Annotated in this window: 17 protein-coding genes; 10 read left to right on the top strand and 7 right to left on the bottom strand. The window is 73.2% G+C overall.

Annotated elements, in window-relative coordinates:
• Positions 1-203: 203 nt before the first annotated feature.
• From BM419_RS05410 to BM419_RS05425, 4 genes are all read right to left on the bottom strand, one after another.
• Positions 204-734, bottom strand: a complete 531-nt coding sequence (locus tag BM419_RS05410) for a GNAT family N-acetyltransferase (RefSeq protein WP_020090566.1) — start codon at positions 732-734, stop codon at positions 204-206.
• Positions 735-875: 141 nt separating this feature from the next.
• The gene (locus BM419_RS05415) at positions 876-1085 is read right to left on the bottom strand and encodes a hypothetical protein (protein ID WP_020090567.1); all 210 of its coding nucleotides are present in this window, start codon (positions 1083-1085) and stop codon (positions 876-878) included.
• A gap of 394 nt (positions 1086-1479) precedes the next feature.
• Positions 1480-1680, bottom strand: coding sequence for a hypothetical protein (locus BM419_RS05420; protein WP_012322375.1), 201 nt, complete (start codon positions 1678-1680; stop codon positions 1480-1482).
• A 98-nt stretch (positions 1681-1778) separates the two neighbouring features.
• The gene (locus tag BM419_RS05425; RefSeq protein WP_091925275.1) at positions 1779-2882 is read right to left on the bottom strand and encodes a helix-turn-helix transcriptional regulator; all 1104 of its coding nucleotides are present in this window, start codon (positions 2880-2882) and stop codon (positions 1779-1781) included.
• A gap of 458 nt (positions 2883-3340) precedes the next feature.
• Here BM419_RS05425 and BM419_RS05430 point away from each other — a divergent pair, with 458 nt between their 5' ends.
• The 5 genes from BM419_RS05430 to BM419_RS05450 are packed head-to-tail and all read left to right on the top strand — an operon-like array spanning position 3341 to position 9225.
• Positions 3341-4495 carry a polysaccharide biosynthesis/export family protein gene (locus BM419_RS05430; protein ID WP_091679028.1) on the top strand — a complete coding sequence of 385 codons (1155 nt, stop codon included), beginning with the start codon at positions 3341-3343 and terminating at the stop codon, positions 4493-4495.
• The gene (locus BM419_RS05435) at positions 4492-6024 is read left to right on the top strand and encodes a GumC family protein (protein ID WP_091925278.1); all 1533 of its coding nucleotides are present in this window, start codon (positions 4492-4494) and stop codon (positions 6022-6024) included. The genes BM419_RS05430 and BM419_RS05435 overlap by 4 nt, the downstream gene beginning before the upstream one ends.
• Positions 6021-6662 carry a CpsD/CapB family tyrosine-protein kinase gene (locus tag BM419_RS05440; RefSeq protein ID WP_091925281.1) on the top strand — a complete coding sequence of 214 codons (642 nt, stop codon included), beginning with the start codon at positions 6021-6023 and terminating at the stop codon, positions 6660-6662. Before BM419_RS05435 ends, BM419_RS05440 begins: the two co-directional genes overlap by 4 nt.
• Positions 6659-8287: an O-antigen ligase family protein gene (locus tag BM419_RS05445; RefSeq protein ID WP_091925284.1), complete on the top strand. Its 1629-nt coding sequence runs from the start codon at positions 6659-6661 to the stop codon at positions 8285-8287. The genes BM419_RS05440 and BM419_RS05445 overlap by 4 nt, the downstream gene beginning before the upstream one ends.
• The gene (locus BM419_RS05450) at positions 8284-9225 is read left to right on the top strand and encodes a glycosyltransferase family 2 protein (protein ID WP_091925287.1); all 942 of its coding nucleotides are present in this window, start codon (positions 8284-8286) and stop codon (positions 9223-9225) included. Before BM419_RS05445 ends, BM419_RS05450 begins: the two co-directional genes overlap by 4 nt.
• 4 nt (positions 9226-9229) lie before the next feature.
• Here the strand turns inward: BM419_RS05450 and BM419_RS05455 are convergent, their stop codons facing one another.
• Positions 9230-9967, bottom strand: a complete 738-nt coding sequence (locus BM419_RS05455) for a class I SAM-dependent methyltransferase (RefSeq protein WP_020090574.1) — start codon at positions 9965-9967, stop codon at positions 9230-9232.
• A 39-nt stretch (positions 9968-10006) separates the two neighbouring features.
• On the opposite strand from BM419_RS05455, the gene BM419_RS05460 reads away from it, so the two are divergent.
• Positions 10007-11182: a DUF1972 domain-containing protein gene (locus BM419_RS05460; protein WP_244540703.1), complete on the top strand. Its 1176-nt coding sequence runs from the start codon at positions 10007-10009 to the stop codon at positions 11180-11182.
• A 28-nt stretch (positions 11183-11210) separates the two neighbouring features.
• Here the strand turns inward: BM419_RS05460 and BM419_RS05465 are convergent, their stop codons facing one another.
• Together BM419_RS05465 and BM419_RS05470 are read right to left on the bottom strand one after the other, a co-directional pair.
• Positions 11211-11801 (bottom strand): hypothetical protein, encoded by a 591-nt coding sequence (locus BM419_RS05465; protein WP_056531827.1) that lies wholly within the window; start codon positions 11799-11801, stop codon positions 11211-11213.
• Between the two features lie 8 nt (positions 11802-11809).
• On the bottom strand, positions 11810-12412 hold the full coding sequence (locus BM419_RS05470; RefSeq protein WP_091925289.1) for a serine acetyltransferase: 603 nt from the start codon (positions 12410-12412) through the stop codon (positions 11810-11812).
• Positions 12413-12540: 128 nt separating this feature from the next.
• On the opposite strand from BM419_RS05470, the gene BM419_RS05475 reads away from it, so the two are divergent.
• The 4 genes from BM419_RS05475 to BM419_RS05490 are packed head-to-tail and all read left to right on the top strand — an operon-like array spanning position 12541 to position 17465.
• Positions 12541-14019: a lipopolysaccharide biosynthesis protein gene (locus BM419_RS05475; protein ID WP_091925292.1), complete on the top strand. Its 1479-nt coding sequence runs from the start codon at positions 12541-12543 to the stop codon at positions 14017-14019.
• The gene (locus tag BM419_RS05480; protein ID WP_026604531.1) at positions 14016-14957 is read left to right on the top strand and encodes a glycosyltransferase family 2 protein; all 942 of its coding nucleotides are present in this window, start codon (positions 14016-14018) and stop codon (positions 14955-14957) included. The genes BM419_RS05475 and BM419_RS05480 overlap by 4 nt, the downstream gene beginning before the upstream one ends.
• Entirely contained in the window at positions 14954-16336 is a 1383-nt protein-coding gene (locus BM419_RS05485) for a right-handed parallel beta-helix repeat-containing protein (RefSeq protein ID WP_091925295.1), read from the top strand. Before BM419_RS05480 ends, BM419_RS05485 begins: the two co-directional genes overlap by 4 nt.
• Before the next feature lies 1 nt (position 16337).
• Complete coding sequence (locus BM419_RS05490; RefSeq protein ID WP_091925297.1) at positions 16338-17465, top strand: glycosyltransferase family 4 protein; 1128 nt, start codon at positions 16338-16340, stop codon at positions 17463-17465.
• The last annotated feature ends 2 nt before the right edge of the window (positions 17466-17467 follow it).

The raw sequence follows: 17467 nt of genomic DNA on the forward strand, positions 1-17467 counted from the left end.
GCCTTGACCGCCCGTCCTCGCGTGTGCCGCTTCCGCGCAGGAAGGATCGCTCCCTCCGCGTCATCGCGCCCGCGCCGAGAACCGGACGGCGTGCGCGTCATGCCCGCCCTCTCCCGCGCGAAGTTGTCCGCATCATGACAACTCAGCCGGGACTCTGGACGGGAATCGACCCGGCGATACTGGGATCGGTGCGCGTTGGACGGTCAGATCCGGGTCGGCGGAAGGCTGCGGCCGGGTCCGAGGCTGCGCTGCATGAGCGTCACGTCGAGCCAGCGCCCGTGCTTGTGGCCGACTCCCGCGAGCGTTCCGACGGGCGTGAAGCCGAGGCTCGCGTGCAGCGCGATCGAGGCGGGTGAGCCGCTCTCGGCGATGATGGCGACCAGGGTCCGGCAGTCGATCTGCTCGCTCGCCGCGATCAGGGCGGCGAGCAGGCGCCGGCCGACCCCGCCGCCGCGGGCCGTCCGGGCGACGTAAATCGAATCCTCGAGGGTCGAGCGATAGGCGGCGCGCTGGTGATAGGGGCCGGCATAGGCGTAGCCCGCGACCGCGCCGTCCCGTTCGGCCACGAGGTAGGGAAAGCCGCCCGCGCGCAGCACCTCGAAGCGGCGCGTCATCTCGGCCAGCGTCGGCGGCTCCGTCTCGAAGCTGGCCGTGCTGGAGGCGACGGCGTCGCCGTAGATCGCCGCGATGGCGGGAAGGTCGGCCTCCGTGGCCGGGCGTATCACGTCTGTCACGGCCGCAGGTTACGCGAGGCGGCGCGGCTCCGGCAATCTGCCCGCACGAGCCGGGCGCGGCTCGATCCCGCGGAGGGTGGCGGAGCCTCGGCGGGACCGGCGCCTCGGCGCAGATCCCGCACGGCTCGAGGATGCGATGACTTACTCGGCGGCGGACATCTCGGCCGTGAAGTGGCCGCACCAGTCCTTCGAGGCCACGACCGGCCAGAGGCCCTTCGACTCGGGGGCCGGCTGGCTGACCGGCGGATTGAAGCGGCAGAGGCCCTCGTCACCCTGCGCCTGGGCACCGTTGAGCTTGTGATCGTCGAAGAAGCGGCAGCTTTCGCAAGCGGCGTTCGCGGAACCGGCCATCGGGTCTCTCCATCGGGCATCTCGGAGGGAGGGGACCGCCTCGGCGGCGCGCCCTCCACAGTTCTTAATTAGAATAGCTCGAAAGTAAGGTCAACGGCCGGCTTGCGCGGGGCTTGCGGGCGGGGGGCCGAGCGCGACGCGGTGCGAAAGGGTGGAGCGAGAGCGACTGGAGACGTGGACGCGCGGGCGGTCCGGGTCGGCGGACGCCGCGCCGACGGTCCCGTCATCTGGGTGAGAAGGTCAGGTGCCGCGCGAACCGATCTCGCTGGCGCCATGGCCCAGAACGCAGCGAAGCCGGATTCCGCTGGGAATCCGGCTTCGGAGAAGCGGCGATGACTTGGTCATCACCCTTTGGCCGATCCGATCGCCGTCAAAGTAGACGGCGTCGGAACAGTCAGCCCTGCTTGGCCTTCTTGTTGGCGTTGTGGTGACCGATCGCGCAGCCCGCGGCCGCGCCCATCTTGCCGTGTCCGGCCATGTGCCCGGCGACGCCGCCGACCACGGCGCCCTTGAGGCAGCCCTTCGCCTGGGCGGGCGCGCCGGCCAGCAGGCCCGCGACGGCCAGGGCGGAAACGAGTGCGATCCGATTCGTCATCGAGACATCTCCTGTCGTTCCTGCGGCAACCGGCGGCCGGCCCCACCCGTTCCGGCGCCGACGCGGCAGGGCCGCGCGCCTCTCGGAACCGTGATCCCTCAGCGCGCGAGCCCGGCCACGAGCCGCACGAGATCCGACTGGCGCGTCGCTCCGGTCTTGGCGAAGATCGCCTTCAGCTGCGAGCGCGCGGTCGCCGCGGTGATCGCGAATCGCGAAGCGGCTTCGGCCAGCGAGATTCCGCTCGACAGCGCCTGGGCGAGGCGCGCCTCCGCCGGGGTCAGCCGATAGGCCGCCTGGAGGATCGCGGTCGCGGGCGCGGCCGGGGCCCCGGGCACGCTCCCGAGGAGCAGCGTGCTCGCCCCGGCGAACAGGCTGCGGCTCGGCCCGACCAGCGGCACGACGTGGATCACGAGCGGCGGCCCGTCCCGTCGCGCGGCGACGACCGCCGAGATCGGCGGGCGGCCGGAGGGCCGCGCCAGGGCTTCGAGCTGCCGCGCGGCGTCCGGATCCTCCGCGGTGAGGCGGCCGCCCGAGAGCTTCAGGTCGCGCCCGAGGAGGGCGCCGAACGCGTCGTTCCAGCGGAGCGCCCGTCCGTCGGCGTCGAGGATCAGGGCGGCGCGGTCGATCAGCTCGAAGGCCTGCGTCAGCCCCGCGAGCCGGGCCCGCTCGACCATCGACGTCAGCAGGCCCGCGCGCTGCAGGAGCGGCGACAGGGTCGCGAGGCGCCGCTGCTCGTGCAACTCGTACGGTCCCTGCTCCACGGTCCGTTGCAGGGAGAGGCACCACAGGCGTCCCTTCACGGAGAAGCCGATCCCGGCGAACCAGCGCAGGCCGCGGGAGGCCAGCAGGTCCTGGTAGAAGGGCAGGCGCGCGATCTCCTCCGGCGTGGTGAAGTCCTGATCGACCGCGATCCCGCGCGTCCGCATGAGCGGGATGCCGCGGAGGCGATGGTCGTCGCGGTGCCAGCCCTCGTCGAAGTAGCGGCGCGAGGCGTCGGCGAGGGAGGCGGTGCAGAGCGATTCGAGGCCGGTCCGGTCGGAGCGCAGAAGGAGGGCGCCCTCGCTGCCGGACGCCCGCACGACGCGCTCGGCCAAGTCAGGCCAGCGCGCGGGATCGATCACGGCCTCCTCGAGGTCCTCCCGGAAGCCGGACTCCAGGTCGTCGTGCAGGCGGGCGAAGAGATCCGGCCTCACGCCCGACATGTGACGCGCCTCCGCCGCGCCGGATACTGGCGCCCAGCGCCGGCTCGCCGAACTCTCGTCCTCGCTCGGTACGGCTCCATACCGTCGAACTATAGATCACGTTCTTAAATCCGGGCAAGCATCCCTCTGATTACAGGTTTAGATCGGCGGGAGCGTGCGCGGGACTTGTCGGGAGACGGCACCGCCGCGGCGGGATCCGCGCGTCGACCCGCCGGCGGCGGGAACGACGGCGCCCCGGCCGCGCACACGCGTTCGGCCTGCGCCGGAACCCGCCCCCCTCTACGGGGCGGGCGAGGCTCAGCACTTTGCCACGGCTTGCCAGACACAACTTCTGATAGAGTTGCCGAGAGCCGGGTTCAAGCCTCGTTAACCAAGCTTGGCGATTGTATCGCGGTGCGCGGTTCGATCACGAGTTGTGATGGGACGAGCGCACTCGAGCAGGATGCGGCTGAAGGTCGATGGCGTTTACCCTGTCTGCGTTCCTCGGTGTCGCGCGACGGCGGCCAGGCCGGCCATCCGGTGCCGCGGCGGTCGCGCTCGCGCTCGTCGCCTGCGCGCCGCTGCTCGCCGGCTGCAGTTCCGGGCGCCCGCAGAGCGCGGCGCGCTCCGGCCTCGACGTGGCTCAGACCGGCTCGGTCACCGAGGGCCTCCCGGCGGCGCTCGTCGCGGCCGCGCAGGAGGAGGTCGGGCGGACCATGCGCCTCGGGCTGGCGAACTACCGGCTCAACGTCGGCGACAACCTGGAAGTCTCGTTCCTGATCGATTCCAGCGTCGTCCAGCCGACCTACCGCCTGAACCCGAACGACGAGTTCGACGTCGATTTCCGCACGCACCCGGAATACAACCGTACGGTGATCGTCCGGCCGGACGGCCGGATCTCGCTGCCGGGCAAGAACGGCATCAAGGTCGCGGGCCTGTCGCCGGAGGCGGCCGCCGCGCTGATCAAGAGCACCTACGACGACGTGCTGATCGATCCGGTCGTCACCCTGATGCTGCGCCGGTTCCGCACCGTCACCGACGATTTCCGCGACCTCACCCAGCGGGCCGACATGGGCCGCGTGAAGGTCCTGGCGATCGAGCCGGACGGCAAGATCAACCTGCCGATGGTGCCCCCGGTGCAGGCGGCGGGCCGGACCGTCCACGAGGTCATGGGCAGCCTGAACGCCGCCTACAAGCACCAGCTGGCCTCGGTGACGACCAGCGTCCGGCTCGCGAGCCTCGTCCCGGCCAACACCATGGTGTTCGGCGAGGTCCGCGCGCCGGGTCCCGTCACCCTGCAGGGGCCGCGGACGCTGGCGCAGGTCCTGGGCTCGGCCGGCGGCGTCCTGCCGACCGCGGCCGGCGAGGCCGTGCGGATCATCCGCTTCGACGCCGAGGCGGCCGGCAGCGTGCGCATCGTCGACATCGGCCAGCCGGGCTTGGCGGACTCGATCGTGGTGCCGCCCAACGCCACCGTCTACGTACCGCCCTCGCTGCTGGCCAAGACCGCCCGCGCGGTGGACCTGGTGGTGCGCCAGATCCTGCTCTTCAACGGGACCGGCTTCGGCGTGAACTACATCACCGGCCCGTCCGCCAGCACCTCCACCAGCGCCACCGTGAGGTCCGGCACGTGAGGCAGAGCGACCTGACCGCCGCCGACGCGGTCGAGGGCCCGGCCTTCGACCTCCGCGATGCCCTCGCGGCCCTGTTCCGGCACATCCGGCCGGCGCTGCTGATCCTGGTCGCGGCGATCCTCGGCGCCGGGATCTACCTCCTGCTGACGCCGGCCGAGTACACGGCCGACGCCAAGCTGATCATCCGTCTCGGCCGCGAGAAGGCGGGCGCCCCGCTCCAGGGCGGCGCGAACCAGAACTACATGTTCTCGGAGCGCGCGCAGAACGTGAACAACGAGATCGAGATCCTGCGCGATCCCAGCATCGTGCGCGACGAGTTCGCGGCGCTGAAGGCGATCACCCCGACCGGCGACCTCGGACCGCCCCCGGCGGACTGGACCGACTGGCTGATCTACCAGGGCCGTCAGGCCGTGCGGAGCGCGAAGGCGGTCAAGACCTGGATCGTCGACACGGTGCGGATCCCGTTCGAGGCGGTGGGCCTGCTGCGCCACCTGACCCCGGACGAGAAGCTCTACGAGGCGTACCTCGCGGCGTTCAAGGTCGTCTTCGTGAAGGAGACGGACGTGATCCTCACGGGCTTCACCTGGACGGACCCGCACTTCGCCGCCCAGGCGCTGAACCGGCTGCTCGACGCCTACAAGCGCCGCCACGTGGAGGTCTACGCCGACGAGACTCCCGCCTCGTTCTACCAGAGCAAGCTGGAGCGCGCCCGGGCCGACCTCGCCGCCATCGACGCGCAGCTCTCGACCTACCTCAAGGGCAACAACACCGCGAGCTTCGAGATCGAGCAGCAGAACGACCTCGGCACCCTCGCTGACCTCGCCAAGCAGAAATCGGCGGCGCAGATCGAGCGCGAGGTGGTCGAGACCCGGCTCAAGCGCACCCGCGAGGCCGGACCCGACCGCTGGCAGCCAACGCCGCCCGACGCGGACCCGACGGTCACGGCCTTCGACCAGCGCTGGGCGGACCTGCGGACGAAGCGCGCCGAGCTGGCGGTGCGGTTCCGGCCGACCGCTCCCGAGTTCGTGAGCCTCGATCGGGACCTCGCGGCCCTGGCCCGGCAGAAGTACCAGGCGCTCCTCGCCGCCGACACGGCGAAGCTCGCCATCCTCGCCGAGAAGATCCAGAGCATCACGGGGATCGAGCAGAGTCGCCGCCGGGCGGCCATCGGCCAGAGCGACGCGGCGCTGGCCTACGGCCGGCTGACCCAGCAGAAGGGCCTGCTCACCGACGAGATCACCGAGACCCAGAAGCGGATCGACGCTCTGAAGACCGGCACGGGTCTCGACGCGCAGGCCGTCACCTCCTCGGCCCTCGTGGCGCGCGCCGTGCCGCCGCGGCTGCCCTCCGGCCCGAACCGGCCGCTGATCCTCGGGCTCGCGGCCGGTCTCGGCCTGCTCGCCGCCCTGGCCTACGTCGCCCTCGCGGAGATCCTGGCCCAGACCTACCGCAGCGCGTCGGAGGTCGCCCGCTCGCTGCGGGTGCCGGTGCTGGCCGCGGTGCCGCTGCAGACGGGAGCCGCCGCATGATCGCCGCCGCCATCGCGCCGAAGATCGATCCGGCGATCCTAGAGCCGGCCCTCGTCCAGCTCACCCGGCACGAGGCGCGCGTGCGCCGGGTCGGCGTCACCGCGGTCCAGCCCGGCGAGGGCGTGAGCACCCTCGCGCGTGAACTCGCCGGCGCCTACGCCCGGCGGGGCCGCAGCGCCGTGCTGATCGAGGCGAACTGGTCCCGCCCGTCGCTGGCGGAGGCCTACGGCCTGACCGGCCAGCCGGGCTTCGCCGACATCGTCGCCGGCACGGTCGCCCCGAGCCGCGGCGTCCACCCGGTCGCCGACCACCTCAGCGTCGTGCCCGCGGGCAGCCCGTCGGCCATCCGCCAGGCGACCCTGGACGACGGCCGCGTGGAGGATTTCCTGGCGCTCGTCGACGACCGCTTCGAGCTCGCGATCGTGGATTGCGAGCCGATCACCGAGATCGGCGACGCCGCCGCGCTCTCCCCCTTCGTGGACGGCTTCATCGTGGTGATCGGCGCCGAGCGCACCCGTCGGGCCGTGGCGCAGCGCGCCCTGGCCGACCTCAAGGCCGCCGGCGGGGCGCCGCTCGGCGTCGTCCTGAACCGCACGCGGCGGCCGATCCCGCGATGGCTCTACCGGTGGCTCGGATGAGCGCGGCGCCCGTCCGCGCGCTGCGGGTCCTGCCGCTCGCCGGGATCGGCTTCGCGGCCGCGGCCGGGGCGATCGCCCTGAGCGCGGCGCCGCTCAAATTCGCCGTCGTAGGCCTCGCGGCGGCCTTCGGCGGGGTCGGCGCCCTGATCGTCGGGCGGCTCTATCGCCTCACGCCGCTCCTGCTCGTCGCCCTCGCGGTCGGGCTGACGGTCAAGCTCGACGTCAGCTTCCTCCAGCATTTCGAGGCCGTCGGGCAGTACCTGCCGAGCATCGGCGGCGGCGCCGGCCTGACGGTGAGCGTCGCCCTGCTGGTGGCCGCGGCGCTGATCGTCGCCAAGCTCACCGGACTCGGGGAGGACGCCCCGGGCCTGCGGCTCGACCGGCCCCTCGTGCTGACGCAGCTCGGCTTCCTGATCGCGGGGCTGCTCTCGCTCTCCAACGCCACCGACCCGGCCTATCTCTGGTTCGACACGTGGCGCTTCGCCGGCCTCTTCCTGGTCTCGGTCGCGGTCTCGAACCTGTCCGAATCCGACATCCGGACCCTCGCGCTGGCGATCTGCGCCCTCTGCCTCGTCCAGACCGCGGTGGCAGGCCTGCAATACGTCTCGGGCTCGGAACTCGGCCTGTCGGTGCTGGGCGAGGAACAGATCGTCGAGGAGAACATCAACTTCTCGGCCCAGCGCCGCGCCGGCGGACTGAAGGTCCACCCGAACATCCTCGGCTACTACTACGAGTTCGTCTGGCCGCTCGCCCTGGCGCTGGCCCTGTCGCGCGGCCCGCTGCTCCTGCGCCTCGCGGGGGCGGCGGGCGCCGTCTCGGCCCTGGTCGGCGTGGTCCTGACCCTGTCGCGCGCGTCATGGCTGACCTTCCCGATCTCGGCCGCCCTCCTGATCCTGCTGGTCTATCGCGACCGCCTGTTCTCCCGGACGAGCCTGATCGTCTTCGGCCTGCTGGCGGTCGTCGGCGCCGTCGCGGCGCTCTACGCCGGCCCGCTGATCTGGGAGCGGCTCACCGCCGACGACGGCGGCTCGGCCGCCCAGCGCGGCCCGCTGAACGCCGCGGCCCTCGCCCTGTTCGAGCAGTTCCCGATCTTCGGCGTCGGCCTGAACAACTTCGGCAACCAGTTCGCGGTCCTCGACAGGACCGGCCTGTCCCGGCTCGCCGGATTGTTCGACCGGTCGAACCACGTGGTGCACAACCTGCACATCCTGATCCTCACCGAGGTCGGGGTCGTCGGCTACGCGGCCTTCGCGCTGGTCTTCGGCATCGGCATCGCCCGGGGCTTCCGCGCCGCCCGCCGCGCGCCGGTGGGCGATCCGCTCGCGGCGATCGCGGCCGCCTGCGCGGTCGGCCTGATCGCGCACCTGCTGCACGGGCTGGTCGATCCGGGCTTCCGCCTGAATCTCGGCATCGCCGAGCTGCTCTACACCGGCCTCGGGCTGATCGCCGGGGTACGGGCGGCGCAGCGGCGCAGGGCCGTCGCGGCGTCCCGGGCGGTGGCGTCGACGGGCCCGATCGGCGCGGCGCGCGCCCGACCGGAGCGGGTCCCCTCGCCGCGCGGCCCTTCGCGCGCGGAGCCGCCTCGGCGTCGCCCATCCCTCGCAGCGTACGGAGACCGTCCGTGAGCGCCGTCAGCCTCAGCGTCCTGATCGTCACCTACAATGCCGGCCGGGACATCGAGACCTGCCTGGACCTGCTGGCGGCGAGCCGGGTGAGACGCCCCTACGAGGTGATCCTGGTCGACAACGCCTCCACCGACGGGACGCCGGAGCGCGTCGCGCGGGCGTTTCCCTGGGTTCGGGTCATCGCCGAGCCGACCAATCACGGCTTCGCGGGCGGCAACGCGCGCGCGCTGGAGCACGCGCGCGGCACCGCGATCCTGCTCCTCAACCCCGATGCGTTCCTGCACGACCCGGACGCGCTCGCGGGCCTCCTGGACCATCTCGACGCGCATCCGGATGTCGGGGCGGTCGGCCCGCGCCTGACCTTCCCGGACGGGACGCATCAGGTCGGTGACGCCGGCTACGAGCCGCGCCCGCTCTCGATCCTGGTGCACGCCGCCGGCCTGTCGGGCCGCCTCGGGCTGCGCGGCCTCTACCTCGCGAGCCGCCAGGCCAGGGGAGCGCGGGCGCTCGACGTCGACTGGATCTGCGGGGCCTGCCTGCTCCTGCGCCGCTCGGCGATCGCCGCGATCGGCGGCCTGGAGAGCCCGATGTTCCTCTACGGCGAGGACGTGGACTGGGGCTGCCGCCTGCGCGATGCCGGCCTGCGCGTCGCCTACCGCCCGGACATCGCCGTCACCCATCTCCAGGGCGGCTCGGGAAGCGCCCGCTCGGCCCGCTGGCTCGACGGCCTGGCAGCCATCTACAGCCTGCGCAATGCCGGGCGGCTCCTGTCGTCGCCCGCCTTCTTCTCCGGCCCGCTCCGGCTCGGCTTCACCCTGCGGGCCGTGGCCTACGGTGTCGCGGCCCGGCTGCGCCGGCAGCCGGACCTGGCCCGCAAGGCCGAGGACATGCGCAGGTTCTCCGGGCACCTGCGCAGTCTTCGTCTCCGACCGCGATGAACCGTCACGGCCGTTTGCGGATGAACACCATGTGGTAGCCCTTGAAGGGACCCGGCGTGAGCCGGAACAGCAGCTCCCAGAACTTGCCCAGGACGATGTTCTCGCCATGATAGAACGGCTGCCCGTCGAAACTGTAGGTGAAGTGCTCGAACCGGTCAGTTGGGAAAAGCCGCTTCCGCGCCGCCTCCGTGTTCATCGTGTAGAGCGGCACGAACGAGTCGATCTCGACCCGCCGCGGCTCGACGAGGCGCAGCACCCGGGCGTGCAGCCGCTTCGGCACGAGCCGCGCCCCGATCCCGACATAGCCCCAGCGGTTCGGCGTCCAGGCGCAGAGCCAGCCGCCCGGGGCGAGCACCCGGCCGAGCTCCGCCGCGGTGACCTCGGGGTGCTCGATATGCTCGAGGACCGAGAAGGCCGAGATCAGGTCGAAGCTCCCGTCCGGAAATGGCAGCACCCCGTCGTGACCGATCAGCCGGACCTCGTCGGCCGACCGGTTGCCGAGGACCGCCTCGTCGACGTCGCAGGCGACGACCTGGGCGCAGCGCCCCCGGAAGTCGCCGAGGTGCCGCCGCAGTGGGACCGGGTCATCGCTCCACTTGCCGCGCCCCGCGCCGAACTCCATGACCCGCATGTCGGAGCGGAGCAGCGCGTTGACGCGCACGATGTACTCCATCCGGTGGTCGTGCCGGGAATAGCCCCCGGCTCCCATCTCCCGGAACAGACGTTGTTCGACCGTGACCATGCCTCAGGCTCCTCTGAACGTGCTGCGCCGACGGCGCATATGAAATCCGGGGGATCGGACGGGCGCCCGACGGTGGCGATCCTCGGCACCCGCGGGGTGCCGGCGGCGCACGGGGGGTTCGAGACGCTGGCGGAGCGCCTCGCGCTGGAGCTCGTGGCGCGCGGCTGGCGGGTCGAGGTCTATTGCCAAGTGCGCGAGCCGGCGCCGCCGATGGTCTGGCGCGGGATCCTGCTGATCCCGGTCGCGGTCCGGGGCGACGGCGCCGTCTCGACGATCGTGTTCGACCTGAAATGCACCCTGCGGGCGGCCTTCCGGCCGGCCCTGCCCCTCGTGCTCGGCTACAACACCGCGGTGTTCTCGCTGCTCTACCGGCTGACCGCCAAGCGCAGCGTGATGAACATGGACGGCATCGAGTGGAAGCGCGACCGCTGGTCGAAGCCCGCCAAGGCGTGGTTCTGGCTGAACGAGCGGCTCGGCAGCCTGTTCTCGACCCACCTCGTGGCGGACCACCCGGAGATCGCCCGGCACCTCGCCCGCAGGACCTCGGCCGCCCGGATCACCACCATCGCGTACGGCGCCGACCCGGTGCTGGAGGCCTCGACCGAGCCGCTGGCGACGTTCGGCCTGCGCCCGCGGGATTACGGCCTGCTGATCGCCCGGGTGGTGCCCGAGAACCTCGTGCTCCAGATCGTCCGGGCCTGGAGCGAGGTCCGGCCGGGCCTGCCGCTGCTCGTGCTGGGCAAGCTCGCGGAGTCCGACCCGTACCACCGCGCCGTCCGGGCGGCGGGCGGGCCGGACGTGATCTTCGCCGGCGCGATCTACGAGGCCGAGCGCGTGGCCGCGCTCCGCTTCCACGCCCGCTTCCACATCCACGGTCACACCGTGGGCGGGACCAACCCGTCGCTGGTCGAGGCGCTGGGGGCGGGCTCGCCGATCCTCGCCCACGACAACCCGTTCAACCGCTGGGTGGCGGGGCCGCAGGCGCTGTACTTCGGTGACGAGACCGAGCTGCGGCGGGGCATCCTCGGCCTGGTCCGGGCCGGGCCGCGCCGCCTCGAGGTCATGGGCGAGGCGTCCCGTCGCCGCCACGCCGAGGCGTTCACGTGGCGCGGCATCTTCGACGCATACGAGCGCGTGCTGCGCCGCCAGCTGGCGCCCAGGCGCCAGGGCCGGGAGGCGCGGCCGGCCGTCCGCCGGGAGCACGGGCGCGCGTGAGCCGGGCACCGGCCCGGCGCCTCCGGATCTAGCGCCCACGGCCCGCCTCCGGGCCGCGCCCGCCGCTGCGGAGCTGCCGCTGGACCAGCATCGTCACGGTGCCGGCCGGGACGTCCCGAAGGCTGCAGACCCCGATCCCGATCGTCGCGCCCGCGCCGATGGCGACCGCCCCCTGCACGGCGGCGTGCGCGCCGACCACGGCGCCGTCGCCGAGATGGGGGCCGTCGGCGGGGAACGGCTGGCTCGGGAAGACCCAGTCCCGCGGCCCGACCAGGGTGCCGGGCAGGAGCGTCAGGTCGGCGCCCCCGGTGCCGCAGAAGGCGACCCGCGCCGGGTGCGGCACGAACAGCCCGGGCCCGAGGCGCGAGCCCGGATGCAGGCAGGCGCCCGTGAGCCGCAGGGACAGGTCCGCCACCAGGGCGGCGCAGCGGCGCCAGCCCCGGCCGTGCAGCAGGTGCGCGGTCCGGTGGAGGATCGCCACCTGCATGGCCGGCAGCGTGAGGTGCATCGCGCGCCGCAGCCGCGAGGTCGGCTTGCCCCCCGTCGTCTGACGCAGGACGCGGGCGAAGTCGGCCGCCAGGAGGCGCCGCAGGCCCGGCAGGGTGACGTGGTCGGTCATCGGGCCGCTCACGCCGTGACCCCCCGGCCGGGAAGCGGCCGCCAGGGCTGCGGCATGACCTCCTCGTCGGCCTGGACGGGCTTGAGGATGGTGGTCCGCGGGCCGATCCGGGCCCGGTCACCGATCGGGACGGCGCCGAGAACGATGGCGCCCGCCTCCAGGACGACGTCGTCGCCCAGCACCGGCAGGCCGGGGCCGCCGCCGATGTCCTGGTCGGGCTCCTTCAGCAGGCCGCCGATGGAGGCCTGGATCCCGAAGGCGGCGTCGCGGCCCACGGCGCCGGCGATGACCGTCCCGTAGGGCTGCGGCAGGAACAGGCCGCCGGCGATGCGGCTGGAGGGCGGGATGTCGGCGCCCGTCCACCAGCCGTTCACCAGCCACAGCAGCCACGCCGCCGTCCGCCAGCCGCGCTCGTGGGCGTAGCGGGACAGGCGGTAGAGCCAGACCGCGTGGTAGCCCCGCCGCAGGCGGGCAGGTCCGCCGCCGCGGCGGCGCCAGTGATCGCGGTCGGCGGACAGGGCAGCCCGCACCTCGGCCCACCGGAGTCGCCCCGCCTCCGCGTCCACTCCGCGCGAGAGACGCAGATCCGGTCCAGCGGCTGTCTCGGACATACGCAGTCCTCCGGTTTTTCCCAACGCGACAACTCTGCAACCATAAATTGAGCTTGCGGTTGCAAGCCATACGCAGCCTGCCACGATGCAATCGTAGGTCGCAGTTTTCAGTCAGGCTTCACCGAGAGATGCTTCGCTTGGTAAACCGATTGTCGGGACGGAGGCGCGCCGGCGGGCTGCGCTACGGCGCGAACCTGCTCGGTCAGGCGGCGGGGCGCGGCGTCTACCTCGCGGCCGGCTTCACGGCCTTCGTGATGGTCGGCCATTTCGCCGGCCCGGCGGCACTGGGCCGCTACGGCCTCGCCCTGGCGATCCTCGCGGTCGCGCTGATCGCGGCGGATTTCGGCACCACGCTGACCTTCGGGGCGCGGCTCGGCGCGATCGGGCCGGAGATGCGGGCGGCCGAATTCGGCCGAATGCTGTCGGCGCGCCTCGTCCTCGGTCTCGGGACCGGCGCCGCACTCCTCGGTGTCCTGCCGATGCTGCCGGACGCGATCCGGCCCGCCGTGGCGCTGGCCGCTCTCCTCATGCCGCTCGCGGCCGCCCGCTTCCTCGACGCCCTGTTCCAGGTCTGCGGGCGGCCGGGCTGGTCCGTCTGGCCGTCGCTCGCCAACGCCGCCCTGCTGGTCGGCGGGACGGCACTCGCGCTCTGGCTGCAGCTTCCGGAGGTGGCGCTCAGCCTCGTGGCGGTGGCCGCCGGCATCGCGTACGGCGCGGTCGGGCTGGCGCTGGCGCTGCGCCTCGTGCCCGCCCGCCCCGCCTCGCTGCCGCACGCGCTCGCGACGATCCGGGCCGCGGCGGGGGTGGGCGTCTCGAACGCCCTCGGCTCGCTCAACGGCCGGATCAGCCTGATGATGCTGGCCGCCTTCGCGGGCGCGGCCGAGCTCGGCCAGTTCACGGCCGGCTTCCGGTTCTTCGAGCTGGGCGCCGCGGTGGCGATCACCCTGTGCGCCCCGCTGGTGCCGGTCTTCGGGCGCGCCGTCGGGCCCCTGGTCGACGGACGGTCGCGCGCCGGCACGACCGCCCTGCGCGCGCGGGTCCGCGGCGCGCTGGTCCCGATCCTCGCCGCGTCCTGCGCCGGAGCGGTGGCGACCTGCGCCCTCGCGGAGCCCTTGGTGCGCCTCGCCTTCGGCCCGGATTTCGGCCGCGCCGTCCCGGTGCTGCGCATCGCCACCGGGATGAGCGTCCTGCTGATCGCCGCCACGATCCTGTTCGCGGGCCTCGTCCCGCTGGGCCGGACCGGCTTCGCGGTGCGCGGGAGCGCGGCGGCCTGCGCCACGAACCTCTTCGCCTGCACGCTGCTGATCCCCTGGGATCCGCTCCTCGGCGCGGGCATCGCCGCGCTGCTCGCCGAGGCCGCGATGCTCGGCATCCTGGCCCAGGCCTTCTGGCGGGTGGCCGGACCGCCCCTCGCCCTGGCCGACGTGCCGATCCTCGCAGCGCCGGCCCTCCTGACCGCCCTCGCCTGGGCCGCCGGTCCCGCCGCCCTGGCGCCCGCGGCGGTGCCCGCCGCCGCGGCCCTCTCGGCCGCCCTCGCGGGGTGGCTGTGCCTGCGCCGCGCCCCGACCGATCCCCTCGACCTCCCGCTCCCGGAAGCCTCCTCATGAGCGATCGACCCGTGCTCTCGGTCATCATCCCGACCTACAACCGCGCCGACACGCTGCGCCTGTGCCTGAGGGCCTTCGACCGGCAGGAGACGGACGCGCCCTTCGAGATCGTCGTCTGCGACGACGGCTCGACCGACCACACCGGGACGGTCGTCAGCCGCGCCGTCGCCACGGCCCGGATCCCCGTGGTGCACCTGCGCCAGGAGAATGCCGGGGCGAACGCCGCCCGCAACCGCGCCATCGCGGCGGCGCGGGGCGAGCGCCTCCTGATCGTCAACGACGACACGATCCCGGTCCCGAGCCTCGTCGAGGCGCACCGCCTCGCCCACGCCCGGCGGGGCGGTCGTGAGACCGCGATCCTCGGACGGATGACGATCGACCCCGCCCTGCCCTTCTCGCCCTTCTCGGCGCTCCACCACGACGCCTCCTACGACGCGCTGGCGGGCCGCGACGCGGTCGGGTGGGACGCGTTCCTGACCTGCAACGTCAGCGTCGACCGGCGCTTCCTGGAGGAGGCGGGCGGCTTCGACCCGAAGCTGTTCTGGCACGAGGACATCGAGCTCGGCGAGCGGCTGGCCCGGCGCGGCATGCGCCTGTTCTACGCGCCCGAGGCGCTGGGCTACCACCACCACCTCCTGGACGAGGCGGCCTACCTGCGGATCGCCGAGCGCGAGGGCGCGGCGCTGGTGCTGTGGTACCGCAAGCGCCCGGACCTCGTGGCGGATCTCGGCCGGCTCGGCCTCGTCGGGCCGCCGCCGCTGGGCGCGGCGGCGCGCCACCGGGTCGCCGACCTCGCCATGCCGCAGGCGCTCCTGCCCGGCTGGCAGATGGCGGCGCGCGCGCTGACGCGGATCAGCCCCGAGGCCGGCCGCAGCGTGTGGCGGCGGCTGTTCCAGCGGCGCAAGCGCCTCGCCATCGCCCGGGCGCTCGCGGCATGAGGTGGCCCCGCACGGTCCTCGGCGGCGCCCTGTCGGCCCTGCTCCTGCCGGTCCTGTCCGCCTGCGGGCCGGCCGACGCGCAGGTGCAGCAGAACATCCTGGTCGATCCCGCCGGCGGCGCGAAGCCCGGCTACACCACGGTGGCGCGGCTCGCCGACGTGCCCTTCGCCAGTCTCGGTCCCGGATCGAGCGTGCTGGTCCGCGGCGGCAGCTACGGCGACGTCGTGTTCGTCGGGTCCCGCGGGACCGCGGCGGCGCCCGTGACGGTGGCGGCAGAACCCGGCACGCAGCCGCGGCTGTCCAACTCCGTGGTGTTCGAGAACGCCGCCTACGTCACGGTCACGGGACTGAGCGTCCAGGGCGCGGTCAATTCCGGCTTCATCATCCGCCGGGGATCGAGCCACGTCACGGTCGCGGGCTCGACCGTGTCCCGCTCCGGCCTGGGGATCTGGATCGGCGACGGTGCCGGGGCGGGTCACCGCATCACCGGCAACACCCTCGCCGACAACCAGACCCACGGCGTGGCCGTCGACGTGATCAACGCGCCCGCGGAGGATCCGAGCTACATCCTCGACAACACCGTGACCGGCAACGGCATCCACGGGATGGAGATCAACGGCTCCGGCTACGTCGTGGAGGGCAACCGCGTCTCGGGCAACGGCGTGGGGATGTCGGGCACCTCGGGCATCCACGTCTACGCCAAGGACGCCGCCCAGGACGCCGGCGACCGCAACATCATCCGGTACAACATCGTCACCGGCCAGAAGGAGACCACCGGCCAGGACGGCAACGGCATCCAGATCGACCAGTGGTGCGACGGCAACATCGTCGCGTTCAACGTCGCGGCCGACAACGACGGCGCCGGGATCAACCTGTTCGACGCCGGCTCCAACACGGTGGTCAACAACACGACCACCGGCAACATGCGCGATTCCGGCGGCAAGCACGTCTATCGCGGCGAGATCGTGCTGGCCTCCGACTACACCAAGCGGGTCGACCGCACGTCGAACAACCGGGTGCTCAACAACATCGCCTACGCGACCCGGCCGAACGTGGCCGCGATCGTGGTCGAGGCGACCACCACCGACAACAACAACGCGATCGGGCCGAACTTCCTCGGCAGCGCCGTCGGCGCCCCGCTCTACCGCTGGGGCACGCAGGCCACCGGCGACGGGGCGAGCCTGCCGCTCAACGGTCAGGGTCCCGACCTCACCGGCACGCCAGCCTTCCGCGATCCCGCGAACCCCATGGCCGGCGGGCTCGCCCTGACGGCGTCCCCGGCCCGCGCCGGCATCCCGCTCGGCGCCACCCGCGACATCGCCGGCCAAGCCTACGCCCCCGGCGAGGCCCCGACCTTCGGCGCCTACAGGAGCCCGTAACATGCTTCGCATCGGCATCGACGCGCACGTGCTCACCGGCAAGCCGCAGGGCAGCCGGACCTGGCTCGTGAACATCATCGGGCGCGCCGCCGCGCGCCACCCGGACGCCACCTACGTGGTCTATTCCGTCGACCCGGAGGCCTGCGCCCGCATCGTCTCGGGCGACAACATCGAGCACCAACGGCTGCCGCGCGTGCCCGCGACCGTGCGGCTGACCCTGGTCTGGCCGTGGCTGTTCCTGCGCGACCGTCTGGACACGCTGCTGACCACCTACATCGCCCCGCCGCTGGTGCCGGGCGACCGGCAGGTGGTGGTGGTCCACGACATCCTGTTCGAGACGCATCCCGAGTTCTTCCCCTGGTCGATGCGCTGGCGGAACAAGATCCTGACCCGGCTCTCGGCGCGGCGCGCCAAGCTGGTCCTGACCATCTCCGACTACAGCCGCGACTCCATCGCCAACGTCTACGGCATCGCGCGGGAGCGCATCGCCGAGGTGCGCTGCGGCTCCACGCCGCCGCAGGCGGTCACGGAGCGGACGCCGCTCGCCGACGGGCGCCCCTACCTGCTGATGGTCGGCCGGCTGGAGCCGCGGAAGAATCTCGGCCTCGTCCTCGACGCCTTCGCGCGGCTGCCGCAGGGCGCGGCCCGGCTGATCGTGGTCGGCAAGGGCGACGGCGAGCGGCCCGAGACCCTCGACCGCCTCGCCCGGACGCCGGACGCGGTGCACATCGCCGGCATCGACGACCGGGGCCTGTCCGACCTCTACGCCCGGGCCGCCGCCCTGGTCTTCCCGAGCCGCGGCGAGGGCTGGGGCATCCCGGTGCTCGACAGCCTCGCCCGGGGAACCCCCGTCATCGCCTCGAGCCTGACGGCCATCCCGGAAGCCGGCGGCAGCGCGGCGAGCTACTTCGACCCGGACGCGCCCGACCGGGTCGACCGTCTCGCGGAGCTGATGGGCGCGGCGGTCGAGGGGCGGCTGCCCTTCGACGCCTGCGCCGCGCGGGCCCACGCGGCGCGCCACGACTGGGACGGGCCGGCCGCCACCTTCGTCGACCTGATGCGCCGGAGCTTCACGGCCCGCACGCATCTGCGCGACCTGATCCTGGCCGCGCCGAACCTGCGCGGGTGACG

Source organism: Methylobacterium sp. yr668 (assembly GCF_900116245.1).
Classification (GTDB): domain Bacteria; phylum Pseudomonadota; class Alphaproteobacteria; order Rhizobiales; family Beijerinckiaceae; genus Methylobacterium.

What these genes read in the sequence shown, in the direction of transcription:
- BM419_RS05415 (WP_020090567.1), bottom strand. Translation starts at nt 1,085, where the DNA reads ATGGCCGGTTCCGCGAACGCCGCTTGCGAAAGCTGCCGCTTCTTCGAC.
- BM419_RS05420 (WP_012322375.1), bottom strand. Translation starts at nt 1,680, where the DNA reads ATGACGAATCGGATCGCACTCGTTTCCGCCCTGGCCGTCGCGGGCCTG.
- BM419_RS05425 (WP_091925275.1), bottom strand. Translation starts at nt 2,882, where the DNA reads ATGTCGGGCGTGAGGCCGGATCTCTTCGCCCGCCTGCACGACGACCTG.
- BM419_RS05430 (WP_091679028.1), top strand. Translation starts at nt 3,341, where the DNA reads ATGGCGTTTACCCTGTCTGCGTTCCTCGGTGTCGCGCGACGGCGGCCA.
- BM419_RS05440 (WP_091925281.1), top strand. Translation starts at nt 6,021, where the DNA reads ATGATCGCCGCCGCCATCGCGCCGAAGATCGATCCGGCGATCCTAGAG.
- BM419_RS05445 (WP_091925284.1), top strand. Translation starts at nt 6,659, where the DNA reads ATGAGCGCGGCGCCCGTCCGCGCGCTGCGGGTCCTGCCGCTCGCCGGG.
- BM419_RS05455 (WP_020090574.1), bottom strand. Translation starts at nt 9,967, where the DNA reads ATGGTCACGGTCGAACAACGTCTGTTCCGGGAGATGGGAGCCGGGGGC.
- BM419_RS05460 (WP_244540703.1), top strand. Translation starts at nt 10,007, where the DNA reads ATGAAATCCGGGGGATCGGACGGGCGCCCGACGGTGGCGATCCTCGGC.
- BM419_RS05465 (WP_056531827.1), bottom strand. Translation starts at nt 11,801, where the DNA reads ATGACCGACCACGTCACCCTGCCGGGCCTGCGGCGCCTCCTGGCGGCC.
- BM419_RS05470 (WP_091925289.1), bottom strand. Translation starts at nt 12,412, where the DNA reads ATGTCCGAGACAGCCGCTGGACCGGATCTGCGTCTCTCGCGCGGAGTG.
- BM419_RS05475 (WP_091925292.1), top strand. Translation starts at nt 12,541, where the DNA reads ATGCTTCGCTTGGTAAACCGATTGTCGGGACGGAGGCGCGCCGGCGGG.
- BM419_RS05480 (WP_026604531.1), top strand. Translation starts at nt 14,016, where the DNA reads ATGAGCGATCGACCCGTGCTCTCGGTCATCATCCCGACCTACAACCGC.
- BM419_RS05485 (WP_091925295.1), top strand. Translation starts at nt 14,954, where the DNA reads ATGAGGTGGCCCCGCACGGTCCTCGGCGGCGCCCTGTCGGCCCTGCTC.
- BM419_RS05490 (WP_091925297.1), top strand. Translation starts at nt 16,338, where the DNA reads ATGCTTCGCATCGGCATCGACGCGCACGTGCTCACCGGCAAGCCGCAG.